Annotated in this window: 17 protein-coding genes and 1 pseudogene; 9 read left to right on the forward strand and 9 right to left on the reverse strand. The window is 70.0% G+C overall.

Annotated elements, in window-relative coordinates; genetic code table 11:
- Nucleotides 1-173: 173 nt before the first annotated feature.
- From ACZ49J_RS15690 to ACZ49J_RS15725, 8 genes are all read right to left on the reverse strand, one after another.
- Nucleotides 174-656 carry a hypothetical protein gene (locus ACZ49J_RS15690; protein WP_467453139.1) on the reverse strand — a complete coding sequence of 161 codons (483 nt, stop codon included), beginning with the start codon at nt 654-656 and terminating at the stop codon, nt 174-176.
- Complete coding sequence (locus ACZ49J_RS15695) at nt 653-2,551, reverse strand: glycoside hydrolase family 15 protein (protein WP_467453138.1); 1,899 nt, start codon at nt 2,549-2,551, stop codon at nt 653-655. The genes ACZ49J_RS15690 and ACZ49J_RS15695 overlap by 4 nt, the downstream gene beginning before the upstream one ends.
- Nucleotides 2,552-2,724: 173 nt before the next feature.
- Complete coding sequence (locus tag ACZ49J_RS15700; protein WP_467453137.1) at nt 2,725-3,240, reverse strand: DUF2231 domain-containing protein; 516 nt, start codon at nt 3,238-3,240, stop codon at nt 2,725-2,727.
- Nucleotides 3,241-3,413: 173 nt separating this feature from the next.
- Nucleotides 3,414-4,304, reverse strand: a complete 891-nt coding sequence (locus ACZ49J_RS15705) for a bile acid:sodium symporter family protein (protein ID WP_467453135.1) — start codon at nt 4,302-4,304, stop codon at nt 3,414-3,416.
- A gap of 38 nt (nt 4,305-4,342) precedes the next feature.
- Nucleotides 4,343-5,755 carry a sulfatase family protein gene (locus ACZ49J_RS15710; protein WP_467453133.1) on the reverse strand — a complete coding sequence of 471 codons (1,413 nt, stop codon included), beginning with the start codon at nt 5,753-5,755 and terminating at the stop codon, nt 4,343-4,345.
- 50 nt (nt 5,756-5,805) lie between these two features.
- The gene (locus tag ACZ49J_RS15715) at nt 5,806-6,318 is read right to left on the reverse strand and encodes a DUF6328 family protein (RefSeq protein ID WP_467453131.1); all 513 of its coding nucleotides are present in this window, start codon (nt 6,316-6,318) and stop codon (nt 5,806-5,808) included.
- Nucleotides 6,319-6,587: 269 nt separating this feature from the next.
- Complete coding sequence (locus ACZ49J_RS15720; protein WP_467453130.1) at nt 6,588-6,962, reverse strand: DUF202 domain-containing protein; 375 nt, start codon at nt 6,960-6,962, stop codon at nt 6,588-6,590.
- Complete coding sequence (locus tag ACZ49J_RS15725; RefSeq protein ID WP_467453257.1) at nt 6,959-7,345, reverse strand: YidH family protein; 387 nt, start codon at nt 7,343-7,345, stop codon at nt 6,959-6,961. The genes ACZ49J_RS15720 and ACZ49J_RS15725 overlap by 4 nt, the downstream gene beginning before the upstream one ends.
- Before the next feature lie 513 nt (nt 7,346-7,858).
- Here ACZ49J_RS15725 and ACZ49J_RS15730 point away from each other — a divergent pair.
- The 8 genes and pseudogenes from ACZ49J_RS15730 to ACZ49J_RS15765 all read left to right on the forward strand — a co-directional run bounded on the left by ACZ49J_RS15730 (nt 7,859) and on the right by ACZ49J_RS15765 (nt 14,190).
- The gene (locus tag ACZ49J_RS15730; RefSeq protein ID WP_467453129.1) at nt 7,859-8,347 is read left to right on the forward strand and encodes a cyclic nucleotide-binding domain-containing protein; all 489 of its coding nucleotides are present in this window, start codon (nt 7,859-7,861) and stop codon (nt 8,345-8,347) included.
- A complete protein-coding gene (gene tal / locus ACZ49J_RS15735) occupies nt 8,344-9,468 on the forward strand; it encodes a transaldolase (protein ID WP_467453128.1) in 1,125 nt (374 codons plus the stop codon). The genes ACZ49J_RS15730 and tal overlap by 4 nt, the downstream gene beginning before the upstream one ends.
- A gap of 2 nt (nt 9,469-9,470) precedes the next feature.
- Nucleotides 9,471-9,647 (forward strand): annotated as a pseudogene (locus ACZ49J_RS15740) (FAD-dependent oxidoreductase); the annotation flags it as partial.
- Nucleotides 9,648-9,772: 125 nt separating this feature from the next.
- Entirely contained in the window at nt 9,773-10,105 is a 333-nt protein-coding gene (locus ACZ49J_RS15745) for a cupin domain-containing protein (protein WP_467453127.1), read from the forward strand.
- Between the two features lie 72 nt (nt 10,106-10,177).
- Nucleotides 10,178-10,654: a DUF488 domain-containing protein gene (locus ACZ49J_RS15750; RefSeq protein WP_467453256.1), complete on the forward strand. Its 477-nt coding sequence runs from the start codon at nt 10,178-10,180 to the stop codon at nt 10,652-10,654.
- 709 nt (nt 10,655-11,363) lie between these two features.
- Nucleotides 11,364-12,659, forward strand: coding sequence for a bifunctional 3-oxoadipate enol-lactonase/4-carboxymuconolactone decarboxylase PcaDC (pcaDC, locus tag ACZ49J_RS15755; protein WP_467453125.1), 1,296 nt, complete (start codon nt 11,364-11,366; stop codon nt 12,657-12,659).
- 65 nt (nt 12,660-12,724) lie between these two features.
- Nucleotides 12,725-13,360, forward strand: coding sequence for an MBL fold metallo-hydrolase (locus tag ACZ49J_RS15760; protein ID WP_467453124.1), 636 nt, complete (start codon nt 12,725-12,727; stop codon nt 13,358-13,360).
- Nucleotides 13,361-13,410: 50 nt separating this feature from the next.
- The gene (locus ACZ49J_RS15765; RefSeq protein WP_467453123.1) at nt 13,411-14,190 is read left to right on the forward strand and encodes an exodeoxyribonuclease III; all 780 of its coding nucleotides are present in this window, start codon (nt 13,411-13,413) and stop codon (nt 14,188-14,190) included.
- A gap of 81 nt (nt 14,191-14,271) precedes the next feature.
- Here ACZ49J_RS15765 and ACZ49J_RS15770 read toward each other — a convergent pair whose 3' ends face one another.
- A complete protein-coding gene (locus ACZ49J_RS15770; protein ID WP_467453121.1) occupies nt 14,272-16,047 on the reverse strand; it encodes an SGNH/GDSL hydrolase family protein in 1,776 nt (591 codons plus the stop codon).
- Nucleotides 16,048-16,238: 191 nt separating this feature from the next.
- Between ACZ49J_RS15770 and ACZ49J_RS15775 the strand changes: the two genes are divergently transcribed.
- Nucleotides 16,239-16,688, forward strand: coding sequence for a DUF6278 family protein (locus tag ACZ49J_RS15775; protein WP_467453120.1), 450 nt, complete (start codon nt 16,239-16,241; stop codon nt 16,686-16,688).
- Nucleotides 16,689-16,813: the final 125 nt, after the last annotated feature.

The raw sequence follows: 16,813 nt of genomic DNA on the forward strand, positions 1-16,813 counted from the left end.
TGGCGGTGCGGACCGTGATCCATCCTCAGCAGTTCCTGGTGGAAGTCCGCTGATCAGTCGTGGTCGTGGACGAAGAGCACGACCGAGGCCAGGTTCTGTACACATTCCCCGTTCCCTTTCCACGCTACTGGGCCTGCGTCTTGCCCATCGGGATCACGCAGGGAAACGCGTTGTCAGGCCGGCCAGGCGAGGAAGCCTCCGACGAGGGTTCCGTAGGCGAGGTGTGCGGCCAGGGTGACGGTGGGGGTGCTGGGACCGTAGTTGAGCATGAGGAATCCGGGTGGTTCGAGGAGGGCGACGTCAGGAGCACTGGTCTGGGAGGTGCCCATTCGCGGGTGGATGAGGGGCAGCAGGATGTTGACCAGTGCGGTGGCGGCGAACAGGCCGTGGACGAGGCCGAAGACACATCCCAGCCACCAGCTGCAGTAGCCGATGGCGACGAAGACCGCGTAGTACAGCAGGGCGAAGATCTGCCCGTTGATGAAGTGCGCGCCGTAGCCGAGGGCCTTGGCGCGAGTCCGGTCGCCGGTGAAGGCGGTCCCCAGCAGGAACGGCAGGTCAATGCGGGTCAGATTGAGAGCGTTGGCTGCGCGCAGACCCGTGGTCAGGACCAGGGTGCCGGCGAATCCGCCCGCCAGGGCCGCCCAGACGCTCATCGCGCCGCCTCCCCGATCGCGCAGGCCGCGCTGATCAGGGCCAGGTGAGTCAGACCCTGGGGCAGGTTGCCCAGGAAGGCACCGGTCGGCGGGTCGATTTCCTCACTGTAGAGGCCGACGTCGTTGCCGAGCGCCACGAGCTGCTCCATGAGGGACACGGCTTCGTCGGCGCGGTCACAGCGGGCGAGGGCTTCGGCGAGCCAGAAGGAGCAGGCGAGGAAGGCGCCCTCGCTGCCGGGGACGCCGTCCGCGCCGAGGTAGCGGTGGACGTAGGGGCCATCCCGCAGAGCCTGCTGGACGGCGGTGAGGGTTCCGCGCATGCGCGGGTCGCCGGGCGGACGGTAGCCGTGCAGCAGCCCGAGCAGCAGACTGGCGTCCACGTCGTCACTGCCGGCGGAGCGCACGTAGCTGTTCAGCCGCGCGGAGAAGCAGCGATCGTCGACGAACTCGGCGATCGCCTGTCGCGCGTGGTGCCACCGGGCCGCGTGCCGGTCCGGGATCAGCTGCCGACGGGCGAGGTCGAGGGCGCGGTCAAGGGCGATCCAGCACATCATCTTGGACTGCGTGAAGTGTTCAGGGGGGCTGCGTACCTCCCAGATGCCCGCGTCCGGCTGCTGCCAGACGGTGCAGACGAAGTCGGCGGTCTCGGCCAGTCGGCGGGCGATGTCGGCGTCGAGCCGGTTGCCCGCGGTGGTGTACAGCCAGGCGGTCTGCAGCAGTTCCCCGTAGGTGTCCAGCTGGAGTTGGTCGGCGGCGGCGTTGCCGACGCGTACGGGCGCCGAGCCGCGGTAGCCCGCCAGGGGAAGCGTCCTTTCCGGTGCGTGGGCGCCGCCGTCGAGGCGGTACAGGACGTGCAGGCGGGGGTGGGTGAGCTGGGAGGCGTGCATCAGCCACCAGAAGTAGCCGGTCGCCTCCGGGGCGCAGCCCAGCCTGAGGAAGGCGTTCAGGGTGAAGGCGGAGTCGCGGATCCAGCTGAAGCGGTAGTCCCAGTTGCGTTCCCCTCCGAGCCTCTCGGGCAGAGAGGAGGTCGCGGCGGCGGCGACCGCGGCGGAGGGCGCGAAGACCAGCAGCTTGAGGGCGAGCGCGCTGCGCAGCACCTCGTCGCGCCAGGGGCCCGCGCGTGTGCGCTTGTCCGCCCAGTGCCGCCAGGTGGCGCTGGTGTGCTCCAGGCGGGCCTCGCACTCGGCGCGCGTGGGCAGAACCAGCGGTTCTTGGTGCGCGTACGGCAGGGCGAGCAGAGCCCGGGTACCGGCCTCGGTCCGGAACCCGGACGCGACGGCACCGCCGGTGAGCCGCGGCTGTCCCGCGTTCCAGGCGCAGACCGCGACGGCATCGGGTCCGAAGGTGGCCACCGGGACGCCGGCACGGTGGGTCACGTGCGGCGCCCGGGCACCGTAGCCGAAGCGCGGCTCGACGCTCCAGCACATGGGGACGCTGCCCGCAAGGCCCTCGATCCGCCGGACCAGCTCCCGCCCGGGTGCCAGGGCGTGAGGGGTGGCGATGGTCAGTGCGTCGGTGACCCTCACCGTGCCGCCGGCAGTGGTGAACGTCGTCTCCAGCACGTTGGTGCCGGGCAGATACCGTCGGGCGGTGCTGTACGGAACGTCGGGCTGGAGGAGGAACCTGCCACCGCGGACGGGGTCGAGGATGGCGGCGAACAGCGTTGGCGAGTCGAGGTCCGGCCAGGCCAGCCAGTCCACCGAGCCGTCCCGTGCGACGAGCGCGACGCAACGGCCGTCACCGATCACCGCGTAGTCCCGCAGCTCCGCGTACCCGTCCACGCGTACCGGCCGCCCGGCCGGGACATCTGCCGGATCCGGCAGGTCCGCTCGCCGGCTCCAGGATGTGCCGGGCGACGGCGACGCGGGCCCCGGACTGGACGGTGTGGAGGTCACGAAGGCACCCTCCCGGTAAGGGGTGCGTCGGCGTCACACGCCTGGTGACGCCGGCGGTACGCCTCAGCCACAACCGCGCTGGACGCTGGTCTGGCCCGGCTCGACACGACTGTTGTGCTGGCGGACACGTCCGTCCGTTCAGCTTCGGCCGGGAGCGGCCTGCCTGCGCCTGATCAACTCACGCGGTGCAGGTGGAGCGGTTGGGCGTTCTGCACCGCCTGTTCATCGCTTTCCTGGAGGGGGGTGAGCCGGATACCGACGTGGTAGTCCTGGACCAGCATCCAGCCCAGGAAGCCGGCCCCGAGCGTGCAGGCGAGTCCGGCCGCGGACAGGGCCAGTCCGGGAGTGGCGCCAGTCGCGGGGCCGTCCCAGTGGGTGGCGTAGATGGCAAGGCTCGCGCCGAAGAGGCCGAGCGCCGCGACATTGAGACTGCCGTGGGCGATGCCGACGGTCTTGGCCGCTGACCGGCGGGGAATGCCGAACGCCAGATCGGCGATGCCTGGCAGGGCTGCCAGCAGTGCTGTGCCGACTCCCGCGATGTTGAGGGCGATGGCCAGGTTGAGCCAGAACTGCTGCCCGTTGGCCGCATAGACGGCATAACCCACCAGGGTGCCGGTGTAGCAGGCCACGGGGTAGCCGATGAGCATCGGGTGGATGGGATGACCTGCGATGGTGACCTTGCTGTACATGGCACCTCCAGGCGGTTGTTCGTGCTCTTCCAGGCTCTCCCCCGATGGACAGCAGCGCCAACGGGGGCCCACCAACGGTTCCGGGACTGCCGCCCGCCGAGGATCGTTTGCCTCTCTCCTCTGTTGGCCCGAAGGCCTGTCAGGGCGACGGGCGGTTGTCCACTACGGAGAAGCTACCGAGCGGGCCGCCGCCCCGACGGTGGTCGCTCGTCTCGCGGTGCTGGGGGGCGCAGCCTTCTCATCGCGAAGGCGATGGGGAACAGGACGACCAACGTGAGCAGCGATGTCACAACGACCATGGCATTGACGCGAGGGTCGTGGAAGCTCTGCGTCGCGACGACCATGGATGCCGCGATGTTGCGTTGCGCCGTACCCAGCCCCAGCACCTCGCGGCGGTGTCGTTGTTCACCACCGAAACCGTAGCCGATCACGAAAGCACCCACGATCGCTGAGACGCCAGCCAGAATCGGCGTCCCTTGACCGAGCAGGTCGGCGATCGCGGCGGCATTGCGCCATATCGTTGCCGCGACGAACACCAACAGCGCCACCGTCGAGACGGTCTGCAGCCGCCGCAGCAACCGGGGTGCCCACTCCTTCAGTCGCGCGTGGAAGATCAGCCCGACCACCAGTGGCAGCAACATGGTCAAAACGAGCGGTGTGGCGATGGCCACCGCGCTGACCTTGGTCCCAGGCACGAGCACGGGCACGGCGAGAGGCATGTACAGCACCGTGACCGGCAGCAGAGCCACCAGTAGTGCCGCGCTCGTTCCCATCCGTCCCTCGGCGGCCTCGGTCAGCTTGACCAGAAACGGTGCTCCTGCTGCCGTGGCGAGCAGCAGCAGACCGGTTTCCAGCGGCCGGTCGAGTGGCAGGAGCCGCAGGATTCCCAAGGCCAACAGTGGGACCAGGACGAAATTGGCGATCAGGGCACGTGCCACCGCACCCACATCGCGCAAAGGCCCCAGGACATTTCGCAGAGCGGTACCCAGGCCGACCGAGAGCATGGAGGTCACCGAGTACACCAGCACCGCTACCGGGATGATGTAGGAGAGCGAGTTCGACACACGGGGTCCCTCTCCTGTTCATGGATACCTGCGGGTTGTCAGTCGGGTTCACTGACCACCAGCCCCTCGCGAGGTACGCCCGGATGTTCTGGAGGATAGGGGAGCAGTTCGGATTCGATGCGATCCCACGTGGATTTCATCGCGGCGAGCAGGTCAGGATGGTGCTCGGCGAGGTTGGCCTGTTCCCGGCCGTCGACCGTCACGTCGTAGAGCAGGTGGTATTCGCCGGGCCAACGTGGCCAGTTGCCCAGCACAGGGCGATCGCGCTTGTCGAAGAGATACTTGAGTCTGCCTCGCCGCAACGCCCCCTGGTTGGACGTGCGCCAGAACAGATCGTGCTCGGGAAAGTCCGCGCCGTCCAACAGCCACGGCAGCAGGCTCATCCCGTCCAGCGGCCAGTCGGGCTCTGGAGAGGTCCCCGCGGCATCGATCAGGGTGGCTGTCCAGTCCATGGTGCTGACCGGCTTGTCGCTGACCTGGCCAGCCGCCACGGCCTCAGGCCAGCGCAACAGATGTGGCACCCGGATACCGCCCTCGGTGAGGTCTCCCTTCTCACCCACGAACGGCCAGTTCTTCGACCAGCGTTCACCGCCGTTGTCCGACGTGAACACCACGATGGTGTTGTCGCTCTTCCTCGCGTTTGCCAGCGCTGTGAGAACGCGGCCGATGCCGGCGTCCATGGCCTCGACCATCTCGCCGTATTTCGCAAGCGATCCCCGGTCGAAATGCATCAGCGGCGAATGGGTCCAAGCCTCTTCGTACCTGCGGCGAATCTCCCTACCGACCTCGCGGTCGTGAGGCCCCTCCCACGGCCAGTGGGGCGCCGTGTAGTTGAGCTGCACATAGAAGGGTTCGGCGGATTCCGCGGCGACGAACTCGGCCGCCCGGTCGGAGATGAGATCCGTGTAGTAACCCACGCGTTCGACCGGAGTCTCGCCCTCGTACAGGTCGTGCTCGCCGATCGTGTTGACGTGCTCGAAGTAGTCCATCGCGCCGTCGAAATTGCCGAAGAAGGTGTGGAAGCCGATGCGCAAGGGGCTGTACCAGGGCAGCCAGCCGCAATGCCACTTGCCGAACATAGCGGTCCGGTACCCCACCTCGGCCGTCAGCGAGGGCAGCGTGGGATGTCCCTCCGGGATGCCGTTGCCCTCGGCATGTGTGGCGAGAGGTTCTTCCAAACCCGCCGGCAGTCTGGTCGGGAACCGCCCCGTGTACAGGCTGATCCGGGTCGGGGAGCACCACGGTGAGCCCGCATAGGCGTGAGTGAAGCGGACTCCTTCCGCGGCCAGACGGTCAATGTTCGGTGTGCGGATCGATGGCGAGCCGTAGCACGCCAGGTCGCCCCAACCCAGATCGTCGGCCAGGATGTACAGGATATTGGGAATTCTGGCCGGTCGACCGCCCCTCAGGCTCTCGAACGAGAATTGCCTGCCCGGGATAATGTTCGACATAGAACTAGCCTCCACTCTTCTCGCGGAGCCGCCAGCTTTCAGAAGCCGTCCTACTTCGACCGGACATACCACGGCAGGCCCGCCCACAACGCGGTGAACAGGACCAGGGCCGCCCCGGCGGCAGCCGCCCCCTGGGCCCGGCCGAGCGTGAAGTCCACGACGAGCAGCACCGAACCGGTCAGAGCCAGGGCGAGGATGACGAGCCCCAGGATCGTCATCCGGGACGACAATTCGGCGATCTGCCTCTTGGCGTGGCGGCGGTAGAGTACCCGGTGCAGCGGGGCGGGGGCGGTCAGTAGCGCCATGGCGGTCACCGAGAGCAGCAGCGTGACCACATAGGTGCCGCGCTGGAAGTCGTCCAACTCGGCGAACCTCGGTGCGAAGGCCAGGGAGAGCAGGAAGGCGACGAGGATCTGCACGCCCACCTGAGCCACGCGCAGTTCCTGCAGCACCTCGGCGTAGTTGCGGTCGGCCTGCTCCATCTCCGTCTCGCGCCGCCCGATGTCCCGGCGGTCGGACGCGCCGGAACCGAGATCGGTGTTTTCTCTCTCTCCCTGGTTCATGAGGAGAATCCTTGTCCGCGCGGCGGCGCCGACCCACCGCGCCGCCGTGCGCCCGTGCGTCCGTCGTCCTGCAACCGCACCTGGCCTGACGGGCGGCTTCGAGTCTCAGCGGCTTGCCTGAACTTCTGCGCGTAATCCATAGCAGTGTCCATCTGGGCCGATGGCTGCCGGTGCGAGGACTTCGCCGGGTACCGCGTCAGGGTTGGAACAAACCGCAGCAAACCTGGCGCGATAAGGCCAAGTATGTGCCCGGTATCCGTGTCTGCTTCTCAGAGCGTGGCCGCCAGCGCGAAACAGGCGAGTGCCACCGTGCAGGCCGCCGCGGCGACCGCGGCACGCCGGGCGAGCGGCACCGGCCGGGCGGCCGTCAGGGCTTTGATCCGCCAGTGCGCCACCACCAGGAAGCCCAGCCAGAGCAGCGCGCTCAGCGCCACTGTCACCGCCCGAGGCGCGGTGACCCCCTCGTGGACGGCCTGTCTGCCGGCCAGTACAGCGACGACCGTGCAGGCCAGCGTCGTACGCCGCCAGGCGAGCCGAGTGCGCTCCGGCTGCAGGCCGGGATCCCTCAGTCCGGCGTCTGGCGGGCCGGACTCCCGGGCGCCGCGGTCTCGAGGGCCGGGATTGCTGGGCCGGGGGGCCCTCATCGTCCTTCGCCCCAGCCGGACAGCACGACGGCCAGCATCACCAGCGCCACGACGCCCACTACCAGACTCAGCAGCACCGGGAATCGGGATACCGGCAGCTCCTCCCCGCGCCGCACGGCCCGCTCACACCGCGCCCAGTGATGCATCGCCCACAGGGCCACCGATGCGCCCGCCGCCAGAAGTGTGAGCGCCGTCCCGATCCGGACGGGCGCCCACAGGTCCGTCAGGAACAGGCCCACCGCGAAGCCCCCGACCACGAGGGCGAGTGCGGTGCGGATCCAGGCGAGGAAGGTGCGCTCGTTGGCGAGCGAGAAACGGTAGTCGGGGGTCCGGCCCTCGTCACGCATCCGCTCGGGCGCGAACCACAGCCGCAGAATCGGCATGAAGCCGGAACCGGAGCCAATCACGGCCGCACCCTGCTCGGCCTCGGACTCCTCTCCGTGACCCCGAGCGCAATATGCGAGTGTCCGATCAGCCGCGTTTTCCGATGTTGATTCCCCACGCGGGTCGCCGACTCTGCCGACCTGCGAGGACGCACCAACCGAGCTGACTGTCGACAGTCGCCTGACCTACAACTACGAGACCAGACCCGAACGCTCCGAGAGCATGATCCAACTCGCCGCACATCCCCAACCTCGCCAAACGAGGAATCGGCGAAACTGCCACAAAGTCGCGAGACGCATACGGCGCAATCGCTCATGAACTGCATCGAATCAGACGCCCTCGTAGTGTTCAAGGACTGCTCGGGACAACCTCGTCGCGTTCGAGGAGCCCGATGGGGATCTGGTCGTGGTGGCCGAGGGCGTCTGCTACGACGGGGGTGTCCCCGTACTCGTCTTCCTGGCGGCCGTGCAAGGTCTCGCCGGAGAGGCGGCGGACGGCCGCCTGGGCATGGGTTGCTCGGCTGCGCCGCCGGGAAGGGCGAGGGCAGCAAGGCCGACCGCTTCTGGACCATCCGCACGGGCACCGTTGCTCTCGACATCCGCGTGCCCGGCCGCCCCGCGGCGGTCATCGAGAGACTCGGCGTCGGGGAACTGCCGGGCTGGTCCTGGCTGGTCCCTCCCCATTACTGGTACCTGGGAGCCCAGGCCACCAGCCCGGTGCGCGCCTACGAGTTCGACGCGACGGTGGTCCGTGAGCTGTGCGGGAAGGACCCGGAGCCGCGGCACGAGCTGTGGGCCTGTGTCGCCGAGGTGATCGGAAGCCGGCTCAGAGCCGCCCCGGTGCGACTGCTCGACCTCTACGCGCCCTACGGCGCCGGCGGTGTGCGGATGCGGGCCACCGGGCTTCCAGAGACGATGGAGCGACAGGCAGGCTCTGGTGCGGGCTGCGGACGAGCAGCAGGAAGTTCGTCCGCTTGGCGCGCGGGAGGAGCGGCAGCGTGATGAATCCCTTGGACGCACTGAGCGATGCCGGCGTGTCGATCTGGCTGGACGATCTCAGCCGGGATCGGCTGGTGTCCGGGAGCCTCGCGGACCTCGTCGCGCGGGACCGGGTGGTGGGGGTGACCACCAATCCGACGATCTTCGCCAAGGCCATCACCAGCGGCGATGCCTACGACGCGCAAATCCGTGACCTGGCCGCTCGCGGAGTCAGGGTCGGTGAAGCGCTGCGGGCACTGACCACAACCGACGTCCGGTGGGCCTGCGACGTGCTGCGCCCGGTCTACGACGCGACGGACGGCGTCGACGGGCGGGTCTCCATCGAGGTCGATCCTCGGCTCGCGCACGACACCGTGGCGACGATCGCTGAGGCGCGAGCGCTGTGGTGGCTGGTCGACCGCCCCAACCTGTTCGTGAAGATCCCGGCTGCCCGTCAGGGCCTGCCGGCGATCGCCGCGTGCCTGGCCGAGGGCATCAGCATCAATGTCACGTTGATCTTCTCCCTCGCTCGCTACGACGAGGTCGTGGATGCCTTCCTCGACGGTATGGAACGTGCCCGCGATGCGGGCCGGGAACTCTCCGGGATCGGCTCGGTGGCTTCGTTCTTCGTCTCCCGCGTAGACGCTGAGGCAGACGCACGCCTGGACAAGATCGGCACCACGCAGGCGGCCGGGCTGCGCGGCCGGTTGGCGATCGCCAACGCACGGCTTGCCTACCAGCACTACGAGCGGGTTCTCTCCTCACCCCGCTGGCAAGCCCTTCGGAGGGCGGGAGCGCATCCGCAGCGTCCGCTGTGGGCTTCGACCTCTGTCAAGGACCCCGCCTACCCCGACACCCGCTACGTGACCGAACTGGTCGCACCCGGCGTGGTCAACACCATGCCGGAGGCCACCTTGCGCGCCGTCGCCGACCACGGCCACGTACCGGCCGACCCTGTCGCCACCCACTACGGCGACGCTGAGCAAGTTCTCGCTGGGCTGCGGGCCGTCGGCGTGGACTACGGCGACCTCGTGCAGACCCTTGAGGACGAGGGCGTGTCGAAGTTCGACGCCAGCTGGGAGCAGCTCTCCGAGCAGCTCGCCGAAACGTTGCGGAGCCGTCCCGCAGCCCAGGGAGGGAACTGACGATGCCCATGAACGACACGTGTGTGATCGTCGGGGCCGGCCTGGCCGGGGCCAAGGCCGCGCAGACCTTGCGTGATGAGGGCTTCGACGGCCCGCTGGTTCTGATCGGGGACGAAAGCGAACGGCCCTACGAGCGGCCGCCGCTGTCCAAGGGCTACCTGACGGGTAAGGACGCGCGGGGAGCAGGTCTACGTCCATCATGACACTCGCCGACGGCAGCCGGGGGTCGGCGCGTCCAGCCATGCGGGACTGTTCGAACGGCACACCAGCGGATGGAAGCCACACATACCTGGAGACCGCACACATGCAGGAGATCTCCCTGGACGCACAGGCCCGCGAGCAACTGGAACGGGCCGCTTCCACCTCCAGCGGGCGCAGCGCCACCACCGTCTACGGCGGCCATGAGCACACCCTGCGCCAGACCGTCCTCGCCCTGACCGGCGGCACGTCGCCGGCCGAGCACGGGAACCCCGGAGAGGCAACCCCGCTCGTGCTGCGCGGACGGGTGCGGCTCACCAGCGGTGAGACCACCCGGGAGGGGCGCAGCGGCGACCTGATCGTCATCCCCCCAGCCCGCCACTCCCTTCAGGCGATCGACGACGCGGCGGTGCTCCTCACCGTCGCCCAACCCGGCTGACGTGTGAACCGCACAGAGGAGAGCCGCGGACAGCTGCTCACCTTCGGGCACAGCACCGCCACCAGAGAACAGATGGCCGCCCTCCTCGACGGTGCCGAGGTGTTGGCGGTGGTCGACGTCCGCACCGCTCCGGGAAGCCGCCACAACCCGGACACGAACCGCGGAGCACTGGAGCAGTGGATGCCGCGCCAGGGGATCGACTACCGGTGGGAGCCCAGACTCGGGGGGTTCCGCAGGACCGCGCCGGACTCACCCGACACGTTCTGGCAGAACGCCTCCTTCCGCGGATACGCCGGGTACACACGGGACCCGCAGTTCGTGGCGGCGATGGACGAGCTGCTCACGCAGGCCGCGGCTGTACGCACCACGGTCATGTGCGCGGAGGCGGTGTGGTGGCGCTGCCACCGGCGGATCATCGCCGATTTCGCCGTACTCGCGCGCGGGACCCCGGTGTTGCACCTGTCCCATGACGGGCGGCTGACCGAACACCGGCCGACGCCTGGCGCCCGGCTGCGTGACGACGGCCTCCTGGTGTATGACCAGCACTGAAGGGCGATATGCGGCCCCGCATCCGGGGATCACATCGGTGCCTGCCGTCGGCCGACGGTTACGCGGTTCATAGGGCCCGGACTCACTGAGTTCTGCAGGGCTGCGGCTGCTTGGTCCGTGCGCGGTCGTCGCGAAGAAGCCGTGCAGGGCGTCCATCTCGACGACGAGAACCAGCAGCACCATCACGGCGCCCCCGGCGACGAACATGGAGGGGTCCTCCAGCGCCCGCCTGGGAGGACGTCGACTTTGAGAATGCCACGATCGCTATTGCGAACACGCGCACAATGATGGGGAATCGGCACGTGGTGGAGAAGGACACCAAGTCCCTTGCGGGTGAGCGGGAGCTGCCGATGCCGACTCTCGTGCTGGGTGCCCTCAAAGCGTTCCGGACTCTTCAAGCTGAGGAGAGGCCGCACTGGGGATATCCAGGCGACCAAGCGGTGGTGCGTCAAGCCGGACGTAGAAAATCTTCGTGGAGCCGCCACGACTTGGGATGACATGCACGGGTTCGGTGGAGAGGGGGCGTGACGAAGGGGGAGGAGTTGATCCTGGGACTGGGGAGAGGGCAGGCGCCGGGAGGGCCCACTGGCGCCGCAGAGAACATGTACCTGGGCTCGCGCCGGCAGGACCGGCAGCGCCGGAGCGGGACAAGGCCCGCTACCCCACCCCGGCGATGTGACATCTCGTGACAGATGAGAGGCTCAGGCGGGTGAGTGAGACACCACCGAACACCCTGCAATACCGCTTTGACGGGCCAGAAGACGCTCCGGTCCTGATCTTGGGTCCCTCACTGGGCACCACATGGCACATGTGGGACCGACAGGTCCCGGAGCTCTCCAAGCAGTGGCGGATCTTCCGCTTCGACCTTCCCGGGCACGGCGGCGCACCGGCGTACCCGGCCGGTTCCGTCGCCGAGCTGGCGGGCCGCCTGCTCGCCACGCTCGACAGCCTCGGTGTGCACCGCTTCGGTTACGCCGGCTGCGCGCTCGGCGGCGCTGTCGGGATCGAGCTCGCGCTGCGCCATCCCGAGCGCGTCGCCTCCCTCGCGCTGATCGCGGCCTCGCCCCGCTTCGGCACCGCCGACGAGTTCCGGCAGCGCGGAGTGATCGTCCGGACGAACGGCCTCGACCCCATCGCCCGTACGGCACCGGAGAGGTGGTTCACCGGAGGGTTCGCGGCCGCGCAGCCCGCGATCACCGAGTGGGCCGTGCAGATGGTGCGCACCACCGACCCCGGCTGCTACATCGCGGCCTGCGAGGCGCTCGCCTCGTTCGACGTGCGGTCCGAGCTCGGCCGCGTCGGCGTCCCCGCCCTCGTCCTCGTCGGCTCCGACGACCAGGTGACCGGGCCCGCCGAGGCCCGCACCCTGGTCGCGGGCATCCCGGACGCCCGTCTCGCCGTCGTCCCCGGCGCCTCGCACCTCGTCCCCGTCGAGCAGCCGGCCGCGGTCACCGACCTGCTCGTACGGCACTTCTCGTCCGCGTGGCAGCCCGCCTACGACACGGCCACCGGCCAGATGGCGATCTCGGCCGCCCCGGTCAAGCCGGCTCTGACGGTGCCCTCGCCGATCGGGCCCGTGGCGGAGATCGCCCCGGCCGTCGCCCAGCCGGAGGCGGCGGGCAGGACCGACCCGTACGACGCGGGCCTGAAGGTGCGCCGCGAGGTGCTCGGCGACGCACACGTCGACCGGGCGCTGGCGTCGGCGGACGAGTTCTCCGGGGACTTCCAGGAGTTCATCACCCGGTACGCGTGGGGCGAGATCTGGAACAGACCGGGCCTCGACCGCCGCTCCCGCAGCTGCGTCACCCTGACCGCCCTGGTCGCGGGCGGCCACCTCGAGGAGCTCGCCTTCCACACCCGCGCCGCCCTGCGCAACGGCCTCACCCCGGCCGAGATCAAGGAGGTCCTCCTCCAGGCGGCGGTGTACTGCGGCGTCCCGGCCGCGAACAGCGCGTTCAAGGTGGCGCAGCAGGTCATCCGCGAGGAGACGACACCCGAGGAGTGAGCCCGGAGCGGGCCAGGAGTGAGCCGGGAGTGAGCCGGGCGCGCGCGCCGGGGCAGGATGGACCCATGAAGCTCACGAAGAAGTCGCACGCCTGCGTCCGTCTCGAGAAGGACGGACGCACGCTCGTCATCGACCCGGGGGGTTTCAGCGAGGAGGACGCCGCCGCCGGCGCCGACGCGATCCTGGTCACGCACGAGCACCCCGACCACTTCGACGAGGCGCGGCTCCGGGCCGGCCTGGGGTCCAACCCGGCCGCCGAGATCTGGACCCTCAGGTCCGTCGCCCAGCAGATCTCCGCGGCCTTCCCGGGCCGTGTGCACACCGTCGGCCACGGCGACACGTTCACCGCCGCGGGCTTCGACGTCCAGGTCCACGGTGAACTCCACGCCGTCATCCACCCGGACATCCCCCGCATCACCAACGTCGGGTACCTCGTCGACGGCGGCCGGGTGTTCCACCCCGGTGACGCCCTCACCGTCCCCGGCCACGCCGTCGAGACGCTGATGCTCCCGGTCATGGCCCCCTGGAACAAGATCTCCGAGGTCATCGACTACGTCAGGGAGGTCAAGCCGCAGCGCGCGTACGACATCCACGACGCGTTGCTCACCGACCTGGCCCGCCCGATCTACGACAAGCAGATCGGCGCCCTGGGCGGCACGGAGCACCTGCGGCTGGCACCTGGATCGTCGGCGGAGCTCTGAGCGCGCAGCCCCGGACCCTGTTGTCGGACCCTCCGGGTAGGTTGTGGGGCATGCGCATCGCGACCTGGAACGTCAACTCGATCACCGCACGCCTGCCCAGGCTCCTGGCCTGGCTGGAGAGCAGCGGCACGGACGTGCTGTGCCTCCAGGAAGCCAAGATCGCCGAGGAGAGCTTCCCGTACGGCGAGCTGCGCGAACTGGGCTACGAGGCGGCGGTCCACGCGACCGGCCGGTGGAACGGCGTGGCGGTGCTCTCCCGCGTCGGCCTCGAGGACGTCGTCAAGGGCCTGCCCGGCGACCCCGGCTACGACGGCGTCCAGGAACCCCGCGCCGTCTCCGCGACCTGCGGGCCGGTCCGCGTGTGGTCGGTGTACGTGCCGAACGGCCGCGAGGTGGACCACCCCCACTACGCGTACAAGCTCCAGTGGTTCGAGGCCCTCAAGGCGGCCGTCGCGGGCGACGCGGCGGGCAGCCGCCCCTTCGCGGTGCTCGGCGACTACAACGTGGCACCGACGGACGACGACGTCTACGACGTGACCGCCTTCGAGGGCTCCACCCACGTCACCCCGGCGGAGCGCGCCGCCCTGACGTCCCTGCGCGAGGCAGGCCTGTCCGACGTGGTCCCGCGCCCCCTCAAGTACGACCAGCCCTTCACGTACTGGGACTACCGCCAGCTCTGCTTCCCCAAGAACCGCGGCATGCGCATCGACCTGGTGTACGCCAACGCGCCGTTCACGAAGGCCGTGAAGGACGCCTACGTGGACCGTGAGGAGCGCAAGGGCAAGGGCGCCTCGGACCACGCGCCGGTGGTGGTGGACGTGGAGGTGTAGGACCCATCAGCCCGTCCGGCGTTCGAGGACGAGGCCGTTCAGGCCCATCGGGGGTCCGGGGGCGGAGCTCCCAGGAGGCGGTCATCGAACCAGCGCGCCCAGATCCACCGAGTCGGCCAGCGCGGCGAGCCCCGCGTCGCCCGGGTGCAGATGGTCCCCGCTGTCGTACGCGGGCAGCATCCGCGAGGGGCGCTCCGGGTCCCGCAACACCGCGTCGAAGTCGAGCACGCCGTCGAACTCCCCGGCCTCCCGGAGCCACGCGTTCACCGCGGAGCGCTCCGCGTCCACGGCCGCCGTGCACCGTGCCTCCCCCTCGCAGGGCGCGATCGTCGCGGCCAGCACGCGCAGCCCCCGCGCGTGCCCCCGGGCCGCGATCTCGCGCAGCCCGGCGATGACCTGGTCCGCCGTGGCGCCCCAGCGGACGTCGTTGACACCCTGGAAGACCACGACGCTCCGGGCGGAGGTCTGGGCGAGGACGTCGCGGTCGAAGCGGTGCAGGGAGCTGACCCCGCCCGTGCTGGTCGACACCCCGTCGCCGGAGTAGACGTCGGTGACCAGGCGGTTCGCGGAGATGCCGTGGTTGAGGACCCCGTAGCGCGGGACCGTGTTCTGCCGCAGCAGCCGCCCCGCGAGGACGTCGGGCCAGCGGCGGTTGGCGTCGGGCGTGGACTTGTCGCCGTCGGTGATCGAGTCGCCGAGCAGCACGACGGACCCCGGACCGCCGCCCACGTCCACCCCGGTCAGCAGTGGCCAGGTGGTGATCGTCGAGGTGTACGCCGTCGCCGAACCCTCGCTCGCGTGGTCGCCCGGTTCGCTGACGTAAGAGGTCTGCAGGGCCATCCGGTGCACCGGCGCCGCCGTGACCGTCCCCGGCAGGTGGAAACTCACCAGGAGGTTGGCGTCAGCGGGCACCTCGAAGCCCAGCGGGTCACTGAACGCCTGCGCCCCCGCCGGGATGTCGGTCCCCGCCGCGCCCCCGAACGACAGCGGCACGGGCGCGCTCCGCGCGGCAGCCCCCTCGGCCTGCACGGCCACGGTCGCGTTCCCGATCCGCACCGGCGCGCTCGCGAACGTGTTGTCGAGCCGGACGCGCACCCGGGGCCCGCCCGCGGAGGTGTGCACCACGAGCCGCAGCGTCCGGTCCGTCCACGGCCCCACGGCCGTGTAGCCGGAGGAGGAGCGGGCCCAACTCCCCGTCCAGCCACGGGTCACGGGCCGCACCGACAGGGAGAAGACATGCAGGTCCCGGTCACGGGGCAGCGACACCGACGCGACCTCACGCCCGCGCGCGACCGGAACCGTCACCACGTACAGCCGTGCCTTCTCGGCGAGCCGGCCGTCCGGTGTGTTGATGTGCGGCAGCGCCACCGCCTTGGTGGCGAGCGGACCGGTGCGCCAGTCGGAGGCGGTCAGACGGTACGCGGAGCGGGTGCCGTCGGCGTACCGCACCGTGCCCGTGCCGCCCGAGTCGGTACCGCCGGTGCCCGCGACGAGGAAGGCGAGCGCGTCGCCGCGCCCCCGCACCCGTACGGACTGACCGTCGGCGCGCACGTTGTCCGGTTGCCCCGCCGCCCTGTGCGGCCACGTCAGACGGGCGCCCTGCACCGTCAGCGAGCGCCCGGGCGTCCAGCCCGCCGCCGCCAGGTCCTGGGCCGACAGCGAGGCACCGGAGCCGTCGAAGTCCGCCTCGCCCGGCCGGGCGTCGTCGCTGACGGCGCTGTTGTCGAAGTGCCGCTCCAGTGGGAGCGGACCTCCACCGGACGAGCCCGCGGTACCGGCGGCCCGGGCGGACGCCACCGGCGTGAGAGCCGCCAACAGGCCGAGCACGACAGCCGTACCCCACACGCGTCGACGCACGCGCGACCCCTCTCCTGGACCACTGAGGTGACAGTTGCGCCCTGAAGCTAAAGAGGTGTCAGAAACCCGTCAATGAGGCCTGCGCGAACTCGCGGCGAACTCCACCGGAACGCCGGGGGAGGAAGTCCACTGGAACAGGTGGTTCCGCGCGCCTGTGGTGCGCCGGGGGGCGTGAATGCGACGCTGGTGGTATGGGCATCCCTTTCCTGGGCCAATGGCGCAAGAAGCACGGTCCCGCCTCCGGGGTCGCGGTGTTCCCCGGTGATGACGGCGACAACGAGGGGCACGAGGAGATCGGGAGGCTGCTCGCCGAGTGCGAGGTGCTGCGCTCGCAGGCGGACGACGCGGGTGTCGAACTCGACGACAGCGCCGCTTCCTTGGAGGCGCTCGACCAGCTCGTGCCGCGCTGGCGCGACGACGAGGAGATGCTGCCGTGGCTGGGGAACGACGCGGGGCTCTACCTCGGCACCGTCATCGTGCGCACGGTCCCGGGAACGAGCTGGGCGATCCTGGCCAGTGGCCGGCCCGTCGTGCGACTGGCCAGCGGCCGGGAGATCGACGTGGTCGCCACCGGCCACGAGTGGGCGGCCAACGGCGCCCCGCAGCTCTCGCAGCTCTACGCCGAGGTGGCCGAGGGCTGACCCTGCCCAGCCCGGAGAGGACAGGAGGGCGACCGTCGGCCGCCGGCGGTGACGGCCCTGGTCCCGGGGCGGTCGAACACCCCACCGCCTCCCGTCAGTCGGTGGACTACGATGTGCCGTTCAGC

Source organism: Streptomyces sp. NPDC030840 (assembly GCF_055572015.1).